This is a genomic window from Streptomyces sp. NPDC040410, from assembly GCF_055595715.1.
The window spans coordinates 672,684-693,985 of record NZ_JBVIVK010000002.1; the positions used below are offsets into that span (position 1 = coordinate 672,684).

13 protein-coding genes, 2 tRNA genes and 1 riboswitch are annotated in these 21,302 nt (G+C 72.8%); of the genes, 8 read left to right on the plus strand and 7 right to left on the minus strand.

Translation table 11 applies throughout. The annotated features are described in order from the left end of the window. The first annotated feature begins 88 nt into the window (after positions 1–88). Positions 89–1,624, plus strand: a complete 1,536-nt coding sequence (locus ACZ562_RS07185; protein WP_471174714.1) for an amino acid permease — start codon at positions 89–91, stop codon at positions 1,622–1,624. A gap of 99 nt (positions 1,625–1,723) precedes the next feature. After that, positions 1,724–1,796: transfer RNA gene (locus tag ACZ562_RS07190), tRNA-Lys, on the plus strand. 374 nt (positions 1,797–2,170) lie between these two features. Here ACZ562_RS07190 and ACZ562_RS07195 read toward each other — a convergent pair. Next, a complete protein-coding gene (locus ACZ562_RS07195) occupies positions 2,171–2,824 on the minus strand; it encodes a GTP cyclohydrolase II (protein ID WP_471174716.1) in 654 nt (217 codons plus the stop codon). Positions 2,825–3,005: 181 nt separating this feature from the next. Further along, the gene (locus ACZ562_RS07200; RefSeq protein ID WP_471174718.1) at positions 3,006–3,527 is read right to left on the minus strand and encodes a MarR family winged helix-turn-helix transcriptional regulator; all 522 of its coding nucleotides are present in this window, start codon (positions 3,525–3,527) and stop codon (positions 3,006–3,008) included. Positions 3,528–3,594: 67 nt separating this feature from the next. On the opposite strand from ACZ562_RS07200, the gene ACZ562_RS07205 reads away from it, so the two are divergent. From ACZ562_RS07205 to ACZ562_RS07220, 4 genes are all read left to right on the plus strand, one after another. Beyond that, positions 3,595–4,734, plus strand: coding sequence for a dihydrofolate reductase family protein (locus ACZ562_RS07205; protein WP_471174721.1), 1,140 nt, complete (start codon positions 3,595–3,597; stop codon positions 4,732–4,734). 47 nt (positions 4,735–4,781) lie between these two features. After that, a tRNA-Met gene (locus tag ACZ562_RS07210) sits at positions 4,782–4,855 on the plus strand. A 338-nt stretch (positions 4,856–5,193) separates the two neighbouring features. Continuing rightward, positions 5,194–5,351: riboswitch (cyclic di-AMP (ydaO/yuaA leader) on the plus strand. 11 nt (positions 5,352–5,362) lie between these two features. Then, positions 5,363–6,400 (plus strand): M23 family metallopeptidase, encoded by a 1,038-nt coding sequence (locus tag ACZ562_RS07215; protein ID WP_471174723.1) that lies wholly within the window; start codon positions 5,363–5,365, stop codon positions 6,398–6,400. A gap of 204 nt (positions 6,401–6,604) precedes the next feature. After that, entirely contained in the window at positions 6,605–7,549 is a 945-nt protein-coding gene (locus ACZ562_RS07220) for an aldo/keto reductase (RefSeq protein WP_471174725.1), read from the plus strand. 58 nt (positions 7,550–7,607) lie between these two features. Here ACZ562_RS07220 and ACZ562_RS07225 read toward each other — a convergent pair whose 3' ends face one another. From ACZ562_RS07225 to ACZ562_RS07240, 4 genes are all read right to left on the minus strand, one after another. After that, positions 7,608–8,993, minus strand: coding sequence for a PrsW family intramembrane metalloprotease (locus tag ACZ562_RS07225; RefSeq protein ID WP_471174727.1), 1,386 nt, complete (start codon positions 8,991–8,993; stop codon positions 7,608–7,610). A gap of 75 nt (positions 8,994–9,068) precedes the next feature. Next, the gene (gene trmB, locus ACZ562_RS07230; protein WP_471174729.1) at positions 9,069–9,944 is read right to left on the minus strand and encodes a tRNA (guanosine(46)-N7)-methyltransferase TrmB; all 876 of its coding nucleotides are present in this window, start codon (positions 9,942–9,944) and stop codon (positions 9,069–9,071) included. Positions 9,945–10,030: 86 nt separating this feature from the next. Then, positions 10,031–11,239 carry an L-2-hydroxyglutarate oxidase gene (gene lhgO / locus ACZ562_RS07235; protein WP_471174731.1) on the minus strand — a complete coding sequence of 403 codons (1,209 nt, stop codon included), beginning with the start codon at positions 11,237–11,239 and terminating at the stop codon, positions 10,031–10,033. A 193-nt stretch (positions 11,240–11,432) separates the two neighbouring features. Further along, on the minus strand, positions 11,433–12,857 hold the full coding sequence (locus tag ACZ562_RS07240) for an MFS transporter (RefSeq protein ID WP_471174733.1): 1,425 nt from the start codon (positions 12,855–12,857) through the stop codon (positions 11,433–11,435). Between the two features lie 701 nt (positions 12,858–13,558). Here ACZ562_RS07240 and ACZ562_RS07245 point away from each other — a divergent pair. Beyond that, a complete protein-coding gene (locus tag ACZ562_RS07245) occupies positions 13,559–15,688 on the plus strand; it encodes an asparagine synthase-related protein (RefSeq protein ID WP_471174735.1) in 2,130 nt (709 codons plus the stop codon). A gap of 69 nt (positions 15,689–15,757) precedes the next feature. Beyond that, positions 15,758–19,090, plus strand: coding sequence for a BTAD domain-containing putative transcriptional regulator (locus tag ACZ562_RS07250; RefSeq protein ID WP_471174737.1), 3,333 nt, complete (start codon positions 15,758–15,760; stop codon positions 19,088–19,090). Between the two features lie 4 nt (positions 19,091–19,094). Here ACZ562_RS07250 and ACZ562_RS07255 read toward each other — a convergent pair whose 3' ends face one another. Further along, the gene (locus ACZ562_RS07255) at positions 19,095–21,146 is read right to left on the minus strand and encodes a sigma-70 family RNA polymerase sigma factor (RefSeq protein WP_471174739.1); all 2,052 of its coding nucleotides are present in this window, start codon (positions 21,144–21,146) and stop codon (positions 19,095–19,097) included. Positions 21,147–21,302 lie beyond the last annotated feature (156 nt).

Here is a 21,302-nt window from a genome sequence, read left to right on the forward strand (position 1 = left end):
GATCGCGACCGGCCGGCAGGGCTGCGAGGGCCTGTTCCGGCCAAGTTGTGAGGTGTGTCACGCCCCCGGTGAGGGAATTGCTGGGGGCATGACAGATGACGCCAGAGCGAGCGGGCTCTCCGACGAAGAACGCCTTGCCCAGCTCGGCTACACGCAGGTTCTCGCCCGCCGCATGTCGGCGTTCTCCAACTACGCGGTCTCCTTCACGATCATCTCGGTCCTGTCGGGCTGCCTGACGCTGTACCTCTTCGGCATGAACACGGGCGGCCCCGCCGTGATCACCTGGGGCTGGGTCGCGGTCGGCCTGATGACCTTGTTCGTCGGGCTGTCGATGGCCGAGATCTGTTCGGCGTACCCGACGTCGGCGGGCCTGTACTTCTGGGCGCACCGGCTCGCCCCGCCCCGTACGGCCGCGGCCTGGGCCTGGTTCACGGGCTGGTTCAACGTCCTCGGGCAGGTGGCGGTGACGGCCGGCATCGACTTCGGGGCCGCCTCCTTCCTGGGGGCCTACCTGAACCTCCAGTTCGACTTCAAGGTGACTCCGGGCCGCACGGTGCTGCTGTTCGCCGCGATCCTGCTGCTGCACGGCCTGCTCAACACCTTCGGCGTGCGGATCGTCGCCCTGCTCAACAGCGTGAGCGTGTGGTGGCACGTGCTGGGCGTGGCGCTGATCGTCGGCGCGCTGACCTTCGTCCCCGACGAGCACCAGTCCGCGTCCTTCGTGTTCGGCGAGTTCGTCAACAACACCGGGTGGGGAAGCGGCGTGTACGTCGTCCTGCTCGGCCTGCTGATGGCCCAGTACACCTTCACCGGGTACGACGCCTCGGCCCACATGACGGAGGAGACGCACGACGCGTCGACGGCGGGGCCGAAGGGCATCGTGCAGTCCATCTGGACGTCCTGGATCGCCGGTTTCGTGCTGCTCCTGGGCTTCACCTTCGCGATCCAGTCGTACGACGGCGCCCTCTCCTCCCCGACCGGCGCGCCGCCCGCCCAGATCCTCCTCGACGCGCTGGGCGCGACCGCGGGCAAGCTGCTCCTGCTGGTGGTGATCGGGGCGCAGCTGTTCTGCGGGATGGCGTCGGTGACGGCCAACAGCCGCATGATCTACGCCTTCTCGCGCGACGGTGCCCTTCCGTTCTCACACGTGTGGCACACGGTCAGCCCGCGCACCCGCACACCGGTCGCGGCGGTGTGGCTGGCGGTCGCGGGCGCGCTGGCGCTCGGCCTGCCGTACCTGATCAACTACACGGCCTACGCGGCGGTGACGTCGATCGCGGTGATCGGGCTCTACATCGCGTACGTCATCCCGACGCTGCTGCGGGTGCGCAAGGGGGACGACTTCCAGCGGGGGCCCTGGCACCTGGGCCGGTGGTCCGGAGTGATCGGCGTGGTGTCGGTGGCGTGGGTCGGGGTCATCACCGTCCTGTTCATGCTGCCGCAGCTCTCGCCGGTCACCTGGGAGACCTTCAACTACGCCCCCTTCGCGGTCCTGGTGGTCCTCGGCTTCGCGGCGCTGTGGTGGACGGCCTCGGCACGGCACTGGTTCCTCAACCCGGAACACGCACGCACGATCGCCCGCGAGGCGCGTCGCAAGGGTGCCCCCGAACCGGTAGATCCGTAACACTCCCGACCTGTTCTGCCCGACTGACGTGGCCGTGTCTCCGATACCCGATCGGAGACACGTCCAGGTCCGGCTATGCTCGGGGAGGCAACATCGCCTGGGCCCTTAGCTCAATTGGCAGAGCAGTGGACTTTTAATCCATTGGTTGTGGGTTCGAGTCCCACAGGGCCTACGGAAGAGCCCCAGTTCAGAGCACATCTGGGCTGGGGCTCAGGCCGTTTTCGGGGCCCTGGAGATCGTTGGCCCGGCCGCCGCTCGGGCGAAGTGCAGACGATCATGACCCTTCGGGGGAAGGGCCGGGGGCGGGCTGATCAGGCACGGGCCCGGACGAGAAGCGTGCCGATCTTCCGGGTGCCCGGGGGAGCGGGCGCCACCGCGGTGTGCGCGGCCGAGCAGCCGTGCTCCTTCAGCAGCTGCGCATCCGCAGCGTCTTCCTGAAGCTGGGGCCGCCGCCGAGCGACAGCGGCCACCGCGGGGTGCCGGCCGGCCGTACTGGCGTATCCGGCGCACGCACCGCGATAGACGCCCACGACCGCCGGCGCGCACTCAGCCCGCGCTGCGCTCCATCAGCTCCTGCGCCTCGCCCAACTCCCCCAGCGGCAGCGTGTGCTGGGTCTGGAGCACCTTCGCGCGCAGGTACCGGACGTTGTGGGCGGTGGTGAAGACGCCCGTGGGCACGCGGTCGCGGACACCGATGCCCAGGTCCCGCAACTGCCCTGCCTTGTCCGGGTTGTTGGACAGCAGGTCGAGTTCCGTGATCCCCAGGGCCCGGAGCATCTGGGCGGCGGCCGTGTAGTCGCGGGCGTCCTCGGGCAGGCCCAGCGCGGTGTTGGCGGCGTATGTGTCGAGGCCCTGGTCCTGGAGGGCGTACGCGTCGAGCTTGTTGTAGAGGCCGATGTCCCGGCCCTCCTGGCGCAGGTAGAGCAGGACGCCGCCGTGGTCGGCGATGCGCTCGACCGCCTCGCGCAGCTGCGGGCCGCAGTCGCAGCGGGCCGAGCCGAAGGCGTCTCCGGTCAGGCACTCGGAGTGCAGCCGGACCAGGGGGACGGGGCCGGGGTCGCCGAGGACGGCCGCGACGTGTTCCCGGCCGTCGGCGAGGCCGTGGAAGGTGACCAGTTCGGCGTCGACGCCGTAACCGTCGTGGAAGCGCAGCGGTACCCGGACGCGGGCGCGCGGCGTGGCGGCGGGGAAGTCGGGCATGCGGGGCCTCCGGTCCGGTGGGCTGGCACGGTCGTCTGCGTCTGCTTCAGATTTGAAACAGATTCACCGAAACGGGACCCTACCTCATGCTTTAAATTTGAAGCAACTGATGGGCGGGTAGCGTCACGTACCGGAAAGAAACCCGCGGATCGGGAAACGGGGCGATCGGGAAACGGAACGATCAGGAACAGGACGGATTCGAGCGGCGCCGCCACGGCACCTCGTCGACCGTCGGGCGGTCCCCGTCCCCCTCGCCCTCCAGGGCCCGCGCGATCCCGGTGCAGATCTCCTCGAGCTGCCCCACCTGCTCGTCGGTGAGCTGGTCGAAGACGGACGCGCGCACCGTCTCGACGTGCCCCGGCGCCGTGCGCTCCAGGACGGTCATCCCCTCCTCCGTCAGCGCCGCGATGCTGCCCCGCTTGTCCCACCCGCAGTTCTCGCGCCGGACCAGTCCGTCCTTCTCCAGGCGTGTCACCGCGTACGTCAGCCGGCTGCGCGTGATCTTCGACTTCTCGGCGAGCTCGGTCATGCGCAGCCGGCGCTCCGGTGCCTCGGAGAGGTTGGCGAGGATGGAGTAGTAGAGATGGGGCATGCCGGCGTCCTGCTGGAGCTGCCGGTCGATCGCGTCCTCCATGAGGCGCGTCGCGGCGAGGTACGCGCGCCATGCGCGCTGCTCCTTCGGAGTGAGCCAGCGAGTCGTCATGCCCCCAGTGTAGGTTTGTTTCAAACTTGAACCAAGACCTGTCCCACCCAGCCGGGGAGTGCGCCGAATGCCCCACCCGTACGTGCTGCTGTCCGCCGCCGTCTCCCTCGACGGCTACCTGGACGACACCGGCCCCGAGCGCCTCCCGCTCTCCAGCCCGGCCGACTTCGACCGGGTCGACGAGGTGCGCGCGTCGGTCGACGCGATCCTGGTCGGCGCGGGCACGATCCGCGCCGACAACCCCCGTCTCCTGGTCTACTCGCCCGACCGCCGGGCCGCCCGCGTCGCCGGGGGAAAGCCGGAATACCCCCTCAAGGTCACCGTCAGCGGCTCCGGCGATCTCGACCCGTCCGCGAACTTCTGGCACTCGGGCGGCGAGAAGCTCGTCTACACGACGGAGAAGGGCGCCGAACGTCTCCGGCAGGCCCCCGTCGCCGCCGACGTCGTGGCCCTGGGACCGGAACTCGACTGGCGGCGCCTCCTGGAGCACCTGCACGACGTGCGCGGCGTCCGGCGCCTCATGGTCGAGGGCGGCGGACGGATCCACACGCAGCTGCTCCAGCAGGGCCTCGCCGACGAACTCCAGCTGGTCCTGGCCCCGCTGTTCGTCGGTTCCCCGGACGCGCCCCGCCTGTTCGGCCCCGGCGCCTACCAGGGCGGCCGGCTGCGGCTGGTGGAGACGCGGCCGATCGAGGACGTCGTCCTCATGCGGTACGAGCCCACGGCCCCCGGCACGGCGGACGTGCCGTCCGCGGCCGACCGGCACTGGCTGGCGCTGGCCTGTGAGCTGGCGGGGCGGTGCCCGCCGTCGCGGACCGCGTTCAGCGTGGGGGCGGTGGTGGTGGCGGCCGACGGTACGGAACTCGCGCGCGGGCACTCGCGGGAGGGCGCCGACCCGGTCGTTCACGCGGAGGAGGCGGCCCTCGCGAAGATCGACGCGACGGACCCGCGGCTCGCCTCCGCCACGGTGTACAGCAGCCTGGAGCCCTGCGCCCGGCGTGCGTCCCGGCCCGCGCCCTGCGCCCGGCTGATCCTCGACTCGGGAATACGTCGGGTGGTGACGGCCTGGCGGGAGCCGGACACGTTCGTCGCGGGGGCCGACGGGAGCGGTCTGCTGGCGGCGGAGGGCGCCCACGTCGTCGTACTGCCGGAGTTCGAGGAGCGGGCCAAGGCGCCCAATCGGCACCTGCTGGGCCCCGGCGTTTAATGCTGGTGCTCGGCGTCCCGCGCATGGCGTACACTGGTGTCTACCGACGCGGGGTGGAGCAGCTCGGTAGCTCGCTGGGCTCATAACCCAGAGGTCGCAGGTTCAAATCCTGTCCCCGCTACTGAAGGCCGGGTATTGACGGCATATCCGTGGGCCGGAATCCGAAAGGGTTCCGGCCTTCGGTGTGTTTCCACCCCTGGGCGTGTTTCCACCCCTGGGCTGCGGGCATGACGGGCGGTGATCGGCCGACCGCCCCCCGCAAGCATGGCAACTGACATACCGTCAATGCCTGCGAGACCGCTGATGCAAGTTCAACTTGCCCGTTTTTTACCGGTCATGGCGTGTACGTCCTCTCCAAAAAGCTTAATGATCAAGTGGAACTGCTTGGAATCGGGTGCCCGCGTCTATTAACGTTCGATAACGCAGCGCGGTCGTCCCAGCCGTCACAAGAGGCGGCTCCGTGCGCACGCGCCGAATCCCGCAAGGGAACCGGGGAACCACCACCTTGGGGTGAATCGCTTGTAGACAGCCGTGCAGGCACGGCTGGTATACGCGCGTAGGAGACCTTCCTGCTCCGAACCCGTCAGCTAACCCGGTAGGCGAGAAGGAAGGAAAGGAGTACGCCCACGTGGCGTCCAACCGGCCTGCCCCGCAAGCCCCGTTCGTGCCGAGCCAGCGTGACCCCCAGACCTTCGGCTACGGCGGCTACCGCACCGACGAGGGCCAGTGGGAGGAATGGAACCCCACCGAGGAATCCATTCGCCCGGTACGCGGCCGGCATCGCGTCGCCAAGCAGCGCGGCGGGGGACTCGCCCGCAGCTCCACCGTCCTCGGCGTAGGTGTCATCGCCGCCGTCGGCGCGGGCGGTATGGCCAGCGCGAACACCGGCAAGCCACCGGTGTCCATCTCCATGCCCGACCTGCCCAACGTGGGCTCACTGCTGCCGGACGACTCCGCCGACGACACCCAGGGCTCCGCGACCGCGCTCAGCAGCGTCGGCGTGTCCACCGCCGACAGCGCGCAGGGCGCCTCCGACGCCGGTGAGGCCCTGCGCACCCGGATCATGGCCCAGGCGGAGCAGCAGCAGGACCAGGTCGACACCAAGGCCGCCGCCGTCGCCGCTGCCGCCGCCGAGAAGGAGGCCGCGGAGGCGGCCGCCAAGGCGGAGGAAGAGGCCGAGGCCAAGGCCGCCGCCGCGAAGAAGAAGGCGGAGGAGGAGGCCGCGGAGAAGGCCGAGGCCGAGCGTCTCGCCGAGCTGGCCAAGCAGTACACGCTGCCGACCTCCTCGTACACGATCACCTCGACCTTCGGCCAGGCCGGCTCCATGTGGTCCTCCGGCTACCACACCGGCCTCGACTTCGCCGCGCCCACGGGCACGCTGATCAAGGCGGTCCACTCCGGCACGATCACCGAGGCCGGCTGGGCCGGGTCGTACGGCTACCGCACGATCCTGACCCTGGACGACGGTACTGAGCTGTGGTTCTGCCACCAGTCGTCGATCAGCGTGAGCGTCGGCCAGAAGGTCAACACGGGTGACGTCATCGGACGCGTGGGCGCCACGGGCAACGTGACCGGGCCGCATCTGCACCTGGAGGTCCACCCGGGCGGCAGCGCCGACGGCGTCGACCCGATGGCGTGGCTGCGCGGCAAGGGCCTCAACCCCTGAGCTTTCCGGGGCCTCCTGGCCCCGGCGCTCATCTCCATCCGAACCCCGGCAGTCCTGACGGCACCCCCCCCGACGTCAGGGCTGCCGGTCTGGTGGGTGCGGGATGCCGACGTTGTGGGTGCGGGACCCGCCGGCCACGCGTTTACGGGATCTTTGCGGTCGGTCGCGGAATTCACCGCTCCCTCAAGGTCGTTGACGCAGAGCATGACTTCTCTTCGCAAGCTCGGCTCCTCCGACCTCGAGGTCTTCCCGCTCTCCCTCGGCGGCAACGTCTTCGGCTGGACCGCCGACGAGGCGGCCTCCTTCGCCGTGCTCGACGCATACCGGGCCGCCGGCGGCAACTTCGTCGACACCGCCGACTCCTACTCGGCGTGGGCCGAGGGCAACACGGGCGGCGAGTCCGAGACCATCATCGGCAAGTGGATCAAGGCCCGGGGCAACCGCTCCGACATCGTGGTCGCCACCAAGGTCAGCCAGCACCCCGACTTCCAGGGCCTGTCAGCCGCCAACATCAAGGCGGCCGCCGACGCCTCCCTGCGCCGGCTGGACACCGACTACATAGACCTCTACTACACCCACTTCGACAAGCCGGAGATCCCGGTCGAGGAGATCATCGGCGCTCTCGACGAGCTGGTGAAGGCGGGCAAGGTGCGGCACATCGCCGCCTCCAACATCACTCCCGAGCGGCTCGCCGCGTCCCTGGAGTTCTCCGACCGCGAGGGTCTGGCCCGGTACGTGGCGCTCCAGCCGCACTACAACCTGGTCTCGCGCGACACCTACGAGGGTGGGCTGCAGGACCTCGCCGGACGGTCCGGCCTGGCCGTCGTCCCCTACTTCGCGCTCGCCTCCGGCTTCCTCACCGGCAAGTACCGCGCCGGTGCGACGGTCGACAGCGCCCGGGCGCAGGGGGCCGGCAAGCACCTGGAGACCGAGCGCGGCCGGAAGGTCCTCTCGGCGCTGGACGAGATCGCCCGGTCCCACGGCGTCCCGGTGGCCACGGTCGCTCTGGCCTGGCTCGCGGGCCGGCCGACGGTGGCGGCGCCGATCGCCTCCGCACGGACGGTGGAGCAGTTGCCGGCGCTGGTGGGCGTGGGCGAGCTGACGCTGACGGAGGAAGAGGCCGGGAGGCTGACTCAGGCGTCTGCCTGAGCCGTTCCCTTCCGCCGTAACGGCGCCGTCCGTCGGTGTCGAACCGCGCCCGTAGGCCCTATGACCGATACGGGTTGTAGGCGGGATACGGCACCGCCGGATACCCGTGCCCATGCCCATGCCCGTACCTGTAGCCGTACCCATATGCCCCGTGCACCGGCCAGGGCGGCGCGGCCACCGGCACCGGGGGCGCCGTGGCCCTCGCCGCGTAGTCCAGCGCGGGCCGCGCCACCGCGCGTCGTCGCCACAGCTCGTGCAGCAGTTCGCGTTCCCGTACGACGAAGTCGGCCCCCGCCCGGCCGAGCCGCCCCCGGTGCCGCAGGAAGGCCAGCGAGGTCGCGTACGCCTCGTACTGGGCCACCTGCCGCGCCGCCGGTTTCCCGAGGTGGCGCCGGGCGTAGTCCCGGGCGAGCCGCCGGGCCCGCATGGAGCCGAGCGCGAACGGCTCGGCCGGGGTCAGCCAGCCCGTCACGGCGTAGGCGGGCAGCTCGGCCCGCACGGTCTTCAGCTCGCGCTGCCGCGTCCAGATGACCAGCCAGGTCAGCAGGCCGAACGCGGGGACCATGAACGCCGCGTACACGGCGAAGAAGCCGTACTCGCCGAACGCCGACGAGCCGTTCCACATCGCGTGCATGCCCATCGCGAGCAGCAGCCCGGTCAGCGGCAGCAGTACGCGCCGCAGGTGCCGGCGCTCCGCGGAGAGCGCGGAGATGCCGAAGCCGATGCCGGTGAGGACGGTGAAGAGGGGGTGCGCGAACGGCGACATGACGACCCGCACGAAGAAGGTCGCGGCGGTGACGGAGGCGATGCCCCGGTCGCCCGTGAGCTGGTCCGTGCCGAAGGCGGTGCCGAGGTAGAGGATGTTCTCGGTGAACGCGAAGCCGGTCGCGGTGACCCCGGCGATGACCACCCCGTCGACGATCCCGGTGAACTCCCGGCGGCGGAAGAGGAAGACGAGCAAGACGGCGGCGGCCTTCGCGGACTCCTCCACGACGGGTGCGATCACGGTCGCCCCGAGCGTGTCGGCACTCGACGGATCGGCGGTCGCCGTCTCTATCCATCTGGTCGCGAAGCTGTTGGCGACGATCGCTATCAAGGCCGCCGCGCAGGCGCCCCAGGCGAAGGCGAACACGAGGTTCCGCCAGGGAGCCGGTTCGACGCGGTCGAGCCAGCGGAAGGCGGCTATGAGCAGCGGTACGGGCAGCACGGCGAGCCCGAGCCCGACCAGGAACCCCTCGGTGCCGGTCTGCTCGCGGACCAGCGCGAGGATGACCAGCCCGGAGAGCGTGAGCAGGGTGATCAGTGCGCCGTAGCGAACCCTCCCCGAAGCCCTCGAATGCGCTCGGCCCCGGGGGGACCCCCATCGCTGCCACCAGTGCGCGTGCCGCGGTACGCCGCCGGCGGGATCGCTGGAGTGCGTCGGGTACGGGGGACAGGTGGCCACGAAATTGACCCTAACGAGGCAGGGGCGCCGCCCGCGACGGTACGTCGTGCCGCCCGCGAGGGCGTGCACGGGGGCTCAGGCGCCGGTGGGGGGTTGGTCTGTGCGGTTTTCTTCTCGCTGTACGCGGCGGAAGAGCAGGTCGTTCACGACATGTCCCTTGTCCAGTCCCTGCCCCTCGAAACGGGTCAGCGGCCGGAAGCCGGGACGCGGCGCGAAACCGCCGTCGGCCTGGGTGTTCTCGAAGTCGGGGTGCGCGGTGAGCACTTCGAGCATCTGTTCGGCGTACGGCTCCCAGTCGGTGGCGCAGTGCACGATCGCCCCCGGCTTGAGCCGGGCCGCGGCCAGCGACAGGAACTCCGGCTGGATCAGCCGCCGCTTGTGGTGCCGCTTCTTGGGCCAGGGGTCGGGGAAGTAGACGCGCAGGCCGTCGAGGGAGTCCGGGGCGAGCATCTCGCGCAGCAGGATGATCGCGTCCCCGTTGGCGACGCGGATGTTGGACAGCCCGTTCTGATCGGCGAGATTGAGCAGATTGCCCTGGCCGGGGGTGTGCACGTCGACGGCGAGGATGTTGGTGCCGGGGGCGGCGGCGGCCATCAGGGCCGTGGCCTCCCCCATGCCGAACCCGATCTCCAGCACGACGGGATCGCCGTTCCCGAACAGCTCGGCGGGATCGATGACCCGCCGTCCGTCGATGTCCAGCCCCCACTTGGGCCACAGCCGCTGCAGCGCGTCCGCCTGCCCCGTGGTCACCCGGCTGCGCCGCGGCTGAAAACTCCGGATCCGCCGCTCGAAGTGCGACCCGGCGGGATCGGCCTGCGGTCCGTCGGGGAACCGGGGCTCGCCCTTGGCCCTGGTGTGCCGGACGGAGACACCCGGGGCGTGCGGGGGCTGCTCGCCGGGGGTGAGCGGGGCGGGCCGGGGGGCTTCGGGGGTGATGGGGGAGTCAGACACAGTGGGGTCGATTTTACGTGTATGGCCGTGGCCAGGGGTTTGGCGGTACAGACCGACCGGAGTCGGCCCACCCCGCAGAGCCTGTGTCACACCCATCCCAGCACGGCCAGCGCCCGCCGGGCCACCTCCCGCCCGATGGGCAGCGAAGCCGTGGCCGCCGGAGACGGTGCATTCAGCACATGCACGGCCCGTGCCCCCTCCTGGATGAGGAAGTCGTCCACCAGCGTCCCGTCCCGGAGCACCGCCTGCGCCCGCACCCCCGCGGCCGTCGCCAGCAGGTCCCGCTCCTCGACAGCCGGCAGCAGCCTCCGCACCGCCGCCGTGAACGCCCCCTTCGACAGCGACCGCCGCAGCTCCCCCGCCCCGTACCGCCAGTGCCGCCGGGCCATCCGCCAGGCACCCGGCCACGCCAGCGTCGTCCCCAGCTCCCGCGGCCGCACCACACCCCACCCGTACCCCTCCCGGGCCAGTGCCGGTACCGCGTTGGGGCCGACGTGCACGTCTCCGTCGATCCCGCGCGTGAGATGCACCCCGAGGAACGGAAACGCCGGATCCGGTACCGGGTACACCAGCCCCCGCACCAGCTCGGGCCGCGCCAGCGAGTAGTACTCCCCCCGGAACGGCACGATGCGCATCCCGGGGTCGTCCCCCGTCAGCCGTGCGATCTCGTCGCAGTGCAGTCCGGCACAGTTCACCAGTACCCGCCCGCGGACGACGGCGCCGTCCGCGGTGAGCACGGCGACGCCCAGAGCCGGGCGCCGGTCGACGCGCACGACCTCGGCCCCGTAGCGGATCTCCGCCCCCGACGCCTCGGCCAGCCGGCGGGCGACGCCCGTGAAGTCGCACACACCGGTGGTCCCGACGTGTATGGCGGCGAGCCCCCGCACCTCCGGCTCGTACTCCGCGATCTGGCCCGCGCGCAGTTCCCGGACCGGAATCCCGTTCTCCCGGCCGCGCTGCACGAGCGCGTGCAGGCGGGGCAGCTCGGTCCGCTCGGTCGCGACGATCAGCTTGCCGGTGACCGCGTGCGCGATGCCGTACTCCGCGCAGAACTTCACCATCTCGGCGGCGCCCCGCACCGCGTACCGCGCCTTGAGCGAGCCGGGGCGGTAGTAGATCCCGCTGTGGATGACCCCGCTGTTGCGTCCGGTCTGGTGCCGGGCCGGCCCCGGCTCCTTCTCCAGCACCGTCACCCGCGTGCCCGGCACCGCACGCGTGATCGCATACGCCGTGGACAGACCGACGATCCCGCCTCCGATCACCAGCACGTCACAGTCGTACGCGAGCTCCCGCACCCGCACCACCTCCCGCTTCGATAGTGCACTGCACCACTGACAGTGCGCTCAAACCCGGGAGGATGGCGCGACAGCGCCTCCGAAGGGGCGCGGGGCTGTGACATGTGCGGCTCCGCCGCGGGGCGCGACCGGCCACAGACGGCCCGCGGCCCCGGAACCACCGCGACAAGGCAGACGAGACGGGACCCGGCGGCTACGCAGGGGCGACCAGCAGCGGCCGCGCCCGCTCCCGCAGCTCGACCACGCGCGGTTCGTCGCCGTACGGCTCCAGCCGGTGGAGGAGGTCCTTCACGTACTCGGTGGTGCGTGCCGAGGAGATGCGCCCCGCGACCTCCACCGCCCGTACGCCCTGCTCGCATGCCGCGTCCAGATTGCCCGACTCGAGCTCGGCGACCGCCGACACGACCAGCCTGAGGCCGTGCGAGCGCACGAACTCCTCCGTCGGCTTCGACAGCGCCTGCTCCGTGAAGCGGCGCACCTGGCGCGGAGCCTTCAGGTCGCGGTAGCACTCGGCGGCGTCCGCGGCGAAACGGTCGTACGAGTAGAAGCCGAGCCAGGACGGGTCGCTGTCGCCCTCGCGGGAGCGCTCCAGCCACCCCTCGGCCGCCTTCAGGGCCGCGCCGGCCGCCTGGGCGTCACCCGCGCGCGCGTGGGCGCGTGCCTCGACGAGGCGGAAGAAGCTCATGGTGCGGGAAGTGGCCAGGCCGCGGTTGCGCTCCAGGGCGGCCTGCGCGAGGTCGACGCCCTCGTCGCCGAAGCCGCGGTAGGTCGCCTGCAGTGACATCGACGCCAGTACGTACCCCCCGAGGGGGACGTCGGCGGCCGCTCGCGCGAGACGCAGTGCCTGGATGTAGTAGCGCTGGGCGGCTTCCTGCTGGCCCGTGTCGAAGGCCATCCAGCCGGCGAGGCGGGTGAGCTCGGCGGACGCGCCGAAGAGGGCCCGGCCGACCTCGTCGGAGTAGGAGCCGAGCAGCAGCGGGGCCGCCTCCACCCGTAAACACTCCGGCACCATCGACGAACGCCAGTCGCCGCCTCCGTACTTGGAGTCCCAGCGCCTGGCGTCCTCCGCTGCCTCACGCAGCTTCTGCACGTCGCTGTGGCCGACTTTGAGCGGTGCGCCGGAGCCCTCTGACGGGTTCACCTCGCGCGCCACCGAGCTGTCGGCCGGGGTTATCAGCCACCGTGAGGCGGGCGTTGCGTATGCGCTCACCGCGAATGATCCGGCCAGCGACTGCCAGATGCCGCCGGAGCCGGCCCGGCGTCCGGCGAGGTCGAGACGGTACAGCTCCGTCGCCGAGCGCACGGCCTGCCCGACGTCCCTGGGGAAGGCGAGGCCGACTTCGGGGGCGGGATCCGCGTCCGCCAGGCCGATCTCGTGGAGCGGCACCGGGCGGCCGAGCTTCTGCCCTATCGCGGCGGCGATGAGGTGCGGCGCAGCACCCTGCGGCACCATGCCCTTCGACACCCAGCGCGCCACCGACGTCTTGTCGTAGCGAAGAGTCAACCCGCGTTGAGCCCCAAGGTCGTTGACGCGTCGTGCGAGTCCTGCGTTGCTGATTCCCGCGAGGGCGAGAACGGCGCCGAGTTTTTCGTTCGGCCCGCGTTGCTCCCTGGACATGCGCCACCCCTCGACACAGACGGCTGCCGCGCTGGCATAACCACGCGGCATTCGTAAACCCAGCGTAGTTCGCCGCATCCCAGGCGTTAAGAGGCATTGTTCCGGATGGCGGGATTGTGGTCCGTACTCAAGTGCGGGCCCGCGACGGTCTGTTGCGGCGTGCTCCTGTTGTGTGGCCGTGCGCCCGTCCGTGCGCTCTTCTCCGGCCATCCGGGGAGCGCTTCCATGGTCGTGCGTGGGTCGGCCCGCTGTACTGGATCCAGTGGGCTGGGGGACACCGCCGCCTCCATCCCCGCGGGCGGCGGACCGGTCCGGGGGGCGAACTCCGCCTCCCGGACTGCGCGTCGGCCGACTGCTGGGCGGAACGTGTACGGAGCGTGTGCAGCGTTGTCCCGCCGCCGCCGATTTGGCTGAAAATCGACTCTGCTCTTCGCCAGTGATCAGGCCTCTCACCACGGAACTTGAGGGCGCGTTAGGGGTTTTGGGGGAGCGTACCGGGGGCGCATTCACGTCGCAGCTGCTCCCGTCGCCGCTCGGTTTCCTTGCCCCGCCCCGGCGTTCGCCGCGGCACGGGAGCGTTCCCGGCAGCGCGTTCCGCGGAGCACAAGCGGCTCCGTCGCCTCTCTGTGACGCGTCCTTCGTGGCAGCATGGTGCCGAGTTCGTGCGGTGCACTGGTTGTCCACAGCCTGTGGAGGCGTCGATGCGGTGGTTGGTGGGGTGGAGCAGCACCGCCGCGGGGGCCGCCGAGACCGGCTCCGCGGGGGCCACCGGGCACGACGGCGAGACCGTGCACCCGGTGGGTTCCCAACTCCTGTGGGGCGACCCCGACCCGCTGTGGGCGGTCGGCGACTGGCGCCCCGACGAGGTACGGGTCGTGAAGGCCGACGCGCAGAACCGGATCGCCGTCCTCGGCACCTGCGGCGCGACGGACGAGCAGCTGCGGGTCGGACTCTTCGCCGCGCGCGGAGGGGCCCTGCGGCATCTGACGGCCTGGCCGGGCAGCTACACGGCCGTCGCCCAGGTGGGCCGCCGCATCACCGTCTGCGGCGATCTCGCGGGCGCGCGCCCGGTGTTCCACACCCCGTGGGCAGGCGGCACCGCGTACGCGACGGCCGCGCTGCCGCTCGCGGACCTCATCGAGGCCAACCTCGACTTCGGGCACCTCGCCGCGCTGCTCGCCGCCCCCGACGTACCGGCCGCTCTGCACGACTCCACCCCCTACGACGGCGTGCGGCGCATTCCGCCCGGGCACGCGCTGATCCTGCGCGCCGGAGCACGTGAGATCGCCGGGTACGAGCCGGTCGCCTCCCTGGCGGTGGCGGCGCCCTCCGCCGACCCGGACAGTGCGGTCGACGCGGTGCGCGACGCCCTGGTCGAGGCGGTCCGCGCCCGCCTGTCGGCCCCGCGCCACGTCCCCGGCGCCGACATCGACCCCGGGCCGGTGCCCGGCATGGGGCCGGCCGAGCGGCGCGCCGCGCGCGGGATGCCGGTGCCCGGGATCGGGGCCGACCTGTCCGGCGGACCGGCGTCGGCGACGCTGGCGCTGCTGGCCGCCGGTCTGCCGGGGATGCCGGGGACCGTCCTTGGCCACGGCACGGGCGCGGGCGAGCGGCTGCTCGCCGTGACCTTCAACGACCTTGCCGTGGGCGGCCGGGAGGCGGAGCTGGAGCGGGCGGGCTCCCTGGCGGCCAACCCGCGGCTGCACCACGTGGTGGTGACCGGCGGCGAGGACACCCTCCCCTACGCAGACCTGGACGGCCCGCTGACCGACGAGCCCGGCCCCTGCCTGGTGACGGCGGCCCGCCACCGCGCGCGGCTGGCGTCCGGCAGCGCGGACCACTTCACGGGCTACGGCGCACGCCAGGCGCTGGACGCGCACCCGGCACGACTGGCGGACCTGCTGATGGACCGCAAGCGGCGTCACCTGGTGCGCCCGGTCGCCGCACTGGCGAGGGCGGACGGCTCGGTGCTCGTCCCGGCGCGCGTGTACGGCGCCGCCCGGCGTCTGGCCCGTACGCCCTACCGGGCCGGCCTGGAAGTCCTGGCCGACCGCCTCCTGCACCGCCGCTTCGACGAACCCGCAGGCGCCGTCGAGGCGTCCCTCGCCGCGCTCACCTGGGCCGGACCCGGGCCGGCTGCGCGCTGGCTGACGGGGGAGGCCCTCGCTGAAGTATCGGTTCGCCTGCAAGGGGCGACCCTTCGCTCAGGGGTGGGTCCGGGGCAGCGGCCCGGCGACTTCCGCGCGCGTGCGGCACTGACGAGGCTTGCGACGGACCTGCGCGTGCTGGAACAGGCCGCCGAGATCCGCTTCCAGCGCCTGCACGCGCCGTTCCTCGACAACCAGGTCGTCCGGGCCTGCCGCGAGCTCCCGGAGGCACTGCGCGTCAAGCCCGGCGCACGGGCCGAGATCCTGCGCACGGTTCTGGAGGGCGCCGGGGTCGCCGACCTCCCGCCCGGCTGGGGCGCCCCGTCCCACGGTGCGGCCGCCGCCGCGCGTACGGGGCTGCGGGTGGCCGCGGACTCCCTGACGGCCCTCTTCGGCACGCCGCTGCTCGCGCAGGCGGGCCTGGTGGAGGCGCGTGTGGTCCGCAAGGCCCTGCGGGCGGCGGCCGAGGGCGAGCCCCTGCCCCTGGACGGCCTCGCGGACCTGGTGTCACTGGAGCTGTGGCTCGGCCGGCTGCTGGCGCGCAGGGGCACGTGCTGGACGGGCACACCCGCACGCGCGCGTGCGGTACCGGCGGGGATCACCCCGCAGAACGGGATGCTGGGTACGGGATCATCCGGCGGCGGGGTGGTGCGGGTGCGGCAGGTCGGCGGGGCGGGGTCGTAGGGGACGCGGGCGCCGGGGCCGAAGCGGAAACCCCGTGCCCCGCACCGGCACCCCGGCGACAATGTCCCGGTGCGGTACAGAATCCTGGGCGTCACCCAGGCGCAGGACGACCAGGGCGCCGTCATACCCCTCGGCGGCCCCCGCCTGCGCGCGCTGCTCGCCGCCCTCGCCCTCCGCCCCGGCCGCGTCACCGGCCCGCAGACCCTGATCGACGAGGTCTGGGCGGACACGCCTCCCCAGGACGCCCCGGCCGCCCTCCAGGCCCTCGTCGGCCGGCTCCGCCGTACCGTCGGCAAGGACGCCGTCGCCTCCGACCCCGGCGGGTACCGGCTCGCGGCGGAACAGCGCGATGTGGACCTCTTCGTCTTCGAGCACCTCGTACGGCAGGGGACCACCGCTCTCGACCGGGGCGACGCTTCCACGGCCGCCCGCGACCTCGCCGACGCTCTCGCCCTGTGGCGCGGGCCCGCCCTCGCCGACCTCCCCGACCGCGGCGCCGCGACCCGCCCCCAGGCGCTGCGCCAAGAGGCGACCCGGGCCCGGATCGACGCGGACCTGCGGCTCGGCCGCGCCCACGACGTCGTACCGGAGCTGACGGAACTGACCGCGGCCCACCCGTACGACGAACCGCTGCACGCCCTCCTCATCCGCGCCCTGCGCGACACCGGCCGCGGCGCCGACGCCCTCGCCGCCTACGAGACCGCCCGCCGCGCCCTGGCCGACGGCCTCGGCACCGACCCCGGTCCCGAACTGCGCGCCCTGCACACCGAACTGCTCGTCCGGCCGGCCGCGGCGCCGCACGCACCGCCGCGCGCCGCCGCGCGCCGCCCACGACACCCCGAACACCTCGAGCGCACCGGCAACATCCGCCCGCGGCTGACGTCCTTCGTCGGCCGGGAACCCGAACTCGACGCCATCCGTTCCGAGGTGCACAGGGCCCGTCTCGTCACCCTCACCGGACCGGGCGGCTCCGGGAAGACCCGTCTCGCCGAGGAGGCTGCCGCCGGCCTTCCGCAGGCCTGGCTGGCCGAGCTCGCCCCGCTCGACCGGCCGGAGGCGGTGCCCGGCGCGGTGGTCAGCGCGCTCGGTCTGCGCGAGACCGTGCTGATGACCACGGAGCTGACGGGCCCGCAGGACGACCCGGTCGCCCTGCTCGTCGAGTACTGCGCCCCGCGCAGCCAGCTCCTGATCCTTGACAACTGCGAACATGTGATCGAAGCGGCGGCCGAGCTCGCCGAGACGCTGCTCACCCGCTGCCCGGGGCTCACGATTCTCGCCACCAGCCGTGAACCCCTGGGCGTCCCCGGCGAGTCCGTGCGCCCGGTCGAGCCCCTGCTCCCCGACCAGGCGCACCGCCTCTTCACCGAGCGCGCTGCCGCCGTCCGCCCCGACGCGGCGGCCGTGCTCGGCGACAAGGAAGCGGTGGACGAGATCTGCCGGCGCCTCGACGGGCTGCCGCTCGCCATCGAGCTGGCGGCCGCCCGGCTGCGGCTGCTCACCCCCCGGCAGATCGCCGACCGCCTCGACGACCGCTTCCGCCTCCTCACCTCCGGAAGCCGAACGGTCCTGCCCCGCCAGCAGACCCTGCGCGCGGTCGTCGACTGGTCCTGGGAGCTGCTGGACGAACGGGAGCGGACGGTCCTGTGCGAGGCGTCCGTGTTCGCGGGCGGCTGGGACCTCGCCGCCGCGGAGGCCGTGTGCACCGGCCCCGCCGCGGACCTGGTCGGGGCGCTCGTCGACAAGTCCCTGGTCGTGGCCACCCCCTGTGAGCGGGGCGGCTCGGTCGGCATGCGCTACCGCATGCTGGAGACGATCCACGAGTACGCCGTCGAGCGCGCCGCCGAGGTCCCCGAGCTGCGCGCCGCGGCCGAGCGCAGGCACCGCGCGTGGGTGCGCGCGCTCGTCGAGAAGGCCGAACCGCTGCTGCGCTCCGCCGAGCAACTCCCCTGGATCTCCCGTCTGGAAACCGAGCTGGACAACATCCGCGCGGCGCTCGACCGCGCGATCGCCGCCGGGGCCGAGACGGAGGCCGCCGCCCTCGCCCTCGCCATGGGCTGGTTCTGGTGGCTGCGCAACTACCGGCACGAGGGCGTGGAATGGCTCGACCAGGTCCTGCGCCTGGGCGTGGCCCTGGACGCGGCCGGCAACGTCTCCACGGCCGGTACCGCTCCCGTGGCCAACCGGGCCCCCGTCCCCCTCGACCCGGTCGACGCCTACCTCGCCGCCCCGGACGAGGAGGCACACCATCCGCTGCACACCCCGCGGATGAACCTCCGGATGCTGCACCTCTTCCTCAGGTCCGAGATCGAGCCGATGGACGGCCTGCTGGACGAGAGGCTGCGCCGGTACCTCGGCCGGGTCCGGGCCTTCTTCGAGCGGGGCGGCCCGCAGGCGGCCCGTCTGCCCGGCATCGTCTGGCCGCTGACCGCCTACCTCCTCAGCGGCTCGATGGACGTCCGTGCCGTCGATGTCGCGGTCGCCAACTGCCGGGCCCACGGTGGTGACTGGGCCGTCGGCGTCACCCTGATGTTCCGGACGCACATGGCCGTCGACTCACCCGGCGGCATGGAGGGCGTCGACGACGACCTTGCGGAGCTGCGCGTGCTCAGCCGACGCGTCGGCGACCGCTGGATGTGGGCCCAGGTGTGCAGCGCGGCCGGCGAGGCAGCCATGGCCCGCAGCCGCCTTGAGGAGGCCAAGGGCGAGTACGAGGAGGCCCTGCGCCTCGCCTACGAGGTGGGCGCTTACGCCGAGACGCCGTTCCTCGTCGCCCGGCTCGCCGAGATCGCCTACCGCGGGGGCGACCGTGCGGCCGCGCTGAGCGCGCTGGACGACGCGGCCGCCGCCGCCGACCGCTACGGTGTGGCGGACTCCCGGGCGTTCGTCCTGCTCATCCGCGCCCACATCGCGCTGGACGAGAAGGACACCGCCCGCGCGCGCGAACTGTGCGGTGCGGCCCGCGCGGAGACCGGACGAGGCACGCCGCCGCCGCAGTTCACGGTGATGCTGAACTCGGTCGACGCCAAGGTGACCGCCGCCGAGTCGGGCCCGCGGCACGGACTGCCGAAGTTCGTGGACACCGTCGGCGAAGCGGTGGAACGCCGGTGTGCCGACGCGATCGTGGCGGCGCTCGTGGACGGCACGGCGGAACTCCTCGCCGACCTCGGAGACTTCCCGCGAGCCACCCGCCTGCTCGCCGCCGCGGAGCGCCGGCGCGGCGGCCATCCGCGCCCCATGCCGGAGCGCGCGCGGGCGGAGCGCGCCGAGACCGCCGCCCGCGCCGCGCTGGGCGACCGCCGGTACGGCGCGGAGTACGCGAAGGGTGCCGCCTTCACCGCGGACGACATCCTCAGCGACCTCGGCGAGGCACTGCGCGTACACCCCGCGGAGCAGGCCCGCTGACCTTCTAAGTACAGGTGAACTCCGCCTCGGCCCAGTCCGCGAGGGTCACCGAGTCCAGGTGGCCGTGCGACTCCACCACCAGCCGTACGGTGCTGCGGCCGGCGAGGTTCACATGGACGGGCTCCGCCGTTTCCCCGTCCTCGACCACGCCGGACTTCCACAGCCGGACCCCGTCGGCGTAGACGGAGAAGTGCGTCTTTCCGTGCTTCAGGGTGAGGTCGTCTATGCCGACCAGCGCGTCGTAGGAAGAGCACCGGCGGTTGAGGTCGACGGTCACGGAGGAGTCGCCGCGCACGGTCCCACCGTCCGCATACTCGTGGCCGGCGATCGACATGCCGTACCGCTGCCACAGCCAGCTGCTCGCGCGAAGCCGGACTTCGGGCTCGGTACCGTCGCCGGCGACGTCGTAGTCGAGGTCGCTCAACCGGTAGGTGGCCGGAGCGGGCGGGGGAGTCGGGGTCGGCGTGGGCGTGGGCGTCGAGGTGGGTGCCGGGGTCTGTGCGGGCTCCCGCGTGGGGGTGGGGGCCGGAGCGGGCGACTGATCCGGGGTGGTGGCCTCGGTGGCCGTCGCGGTCGGCGCCGGTGACTCTGTGGCCGTCGAGACCGGGGCCGATGCCCGGGTCGGGGTTGAGGCCGGCGTGGCGGCCGGCGCGAGCGCGACCGCCGGCGGCTTCGCCCCGGGTTCCTTCTCCGGGGGCGCTGGGGTGTCCTGGGCCGGCTGGACGACCGGCGAGGACACGGGCGGCTTGGCGTCCGGCTTCTCGCCGGGGCCGTCGCCGGCGCCGAGCGCGATCACCACCACTGCCGCGACGCCCACGGCGACCACACCGGCTGCGACACCGGCCTTCACGGCCGCACCCAGCCCCTCCGAGGCCGCCGTACCGCCGCCGGTGCCCGCCCCGCCGGACGCACCGCCACCGGCCGTTCCCACGCCGCTGGCGGCCGCCACGGCGCCGGCCGCCCCCGCACCACCGGCGACGAGCCCGAGCACCTTGGCGTACCCGGCGGCGCCGAACCAGCCGATGACCGCGACCGGCACGACGGCGGGGATACCGCCGGCGACTTCCTTGATCTGGCCCGCGGCCAGCCGGCACTTGACGCACTCCTCCAGGTGCTTGCGCAGACCCCGCTCGGCGCGGGAGCGCAGGCTGCCGCGGGCGTAGGCGCCGAGCCGGTCGGCGTAGCGGGCGCACTCCTCGTCGCCGGCGAGGGCGGCGCTGACGTGGGCCTGGAGGTAGGCCTGCTTGAGGCCCTCGCGGGCGCGGCTGGCGAGCACGCGCGTGCCGTTGGCGTCGAGCCCGAAAAGCGTGGCGACCTCGCTCGGCGACTCGTCCTCGATCTCGGTGTGCCACAGCACGGCCTGCCAGCGCTCGGGCAGCGAGCGGAAGGCCTGCATGGCCAGGGACCGTTCGGCCTCGTGCATCGCGCGCACGTCCGCGCCCAGGCCCTGTGTGCCGTCGCCGGACACCTGGGGCCCGCGTGCGGACTGCGCGGCGAACACCGCGAAGTCGTCGACGAGCTGCTCCCGCTTCGCGGACTTCGTCCAGCCGGCGGCGACGCGCCGGACGGTCGTGAGCAGGTACGCGCGCACGGCCTGCTCGGGGCCGGCGCCGCCGCGCACCGCCTGGAGCATGCGGGCGAAGACCTCGGCGGTGAGGTCGTCCGCGGTGTGGGTGTCCCGGCAGCAGGTACGCGCATACCGGCGAACGGCGCCCGCGTGGCGGCGGTACAGCTCCTCGTACGCCGTGTCGTCGCCCGCCCGCATGCGCACGATCAGGTCGCCGTCGGACGGTGCCACGTCCCAAGGCGGAGACAGGACGCCGTCGTCGCGCCGGTCGCGCTGCGCCGGTACGGTGCCCTCCACGGGTTCGCCGCCCTGTGCGGGGATGCCGGCCTCGACGGGTTCGCCGCCCTGCGCCGGAATGCCCCTTGCTGAGAAGTCGCCGTTCTGCGGGAAGCCGGCGCGGCCCCCCTGACTCGGAACCTGCGGCGAGGCGGGCCCGCGTGCTTCCGCGTCGCCGTCACCGTGTGACTCGTCCCGCCCGTCAACGCTCATCGCGGAAAGCCCCCGCCGCCTGCCCAACCAGTCCCGAACACCGGGTCAGAGTGCCATATTGGCTTTTGTTCGGGACCCCTCAGCGCGAATCGTGAACTCGTCCATAGGGACCTGCCGCGGCGCGGGACCGGCCGTCACCTGCCCGGAGGCAGGTCA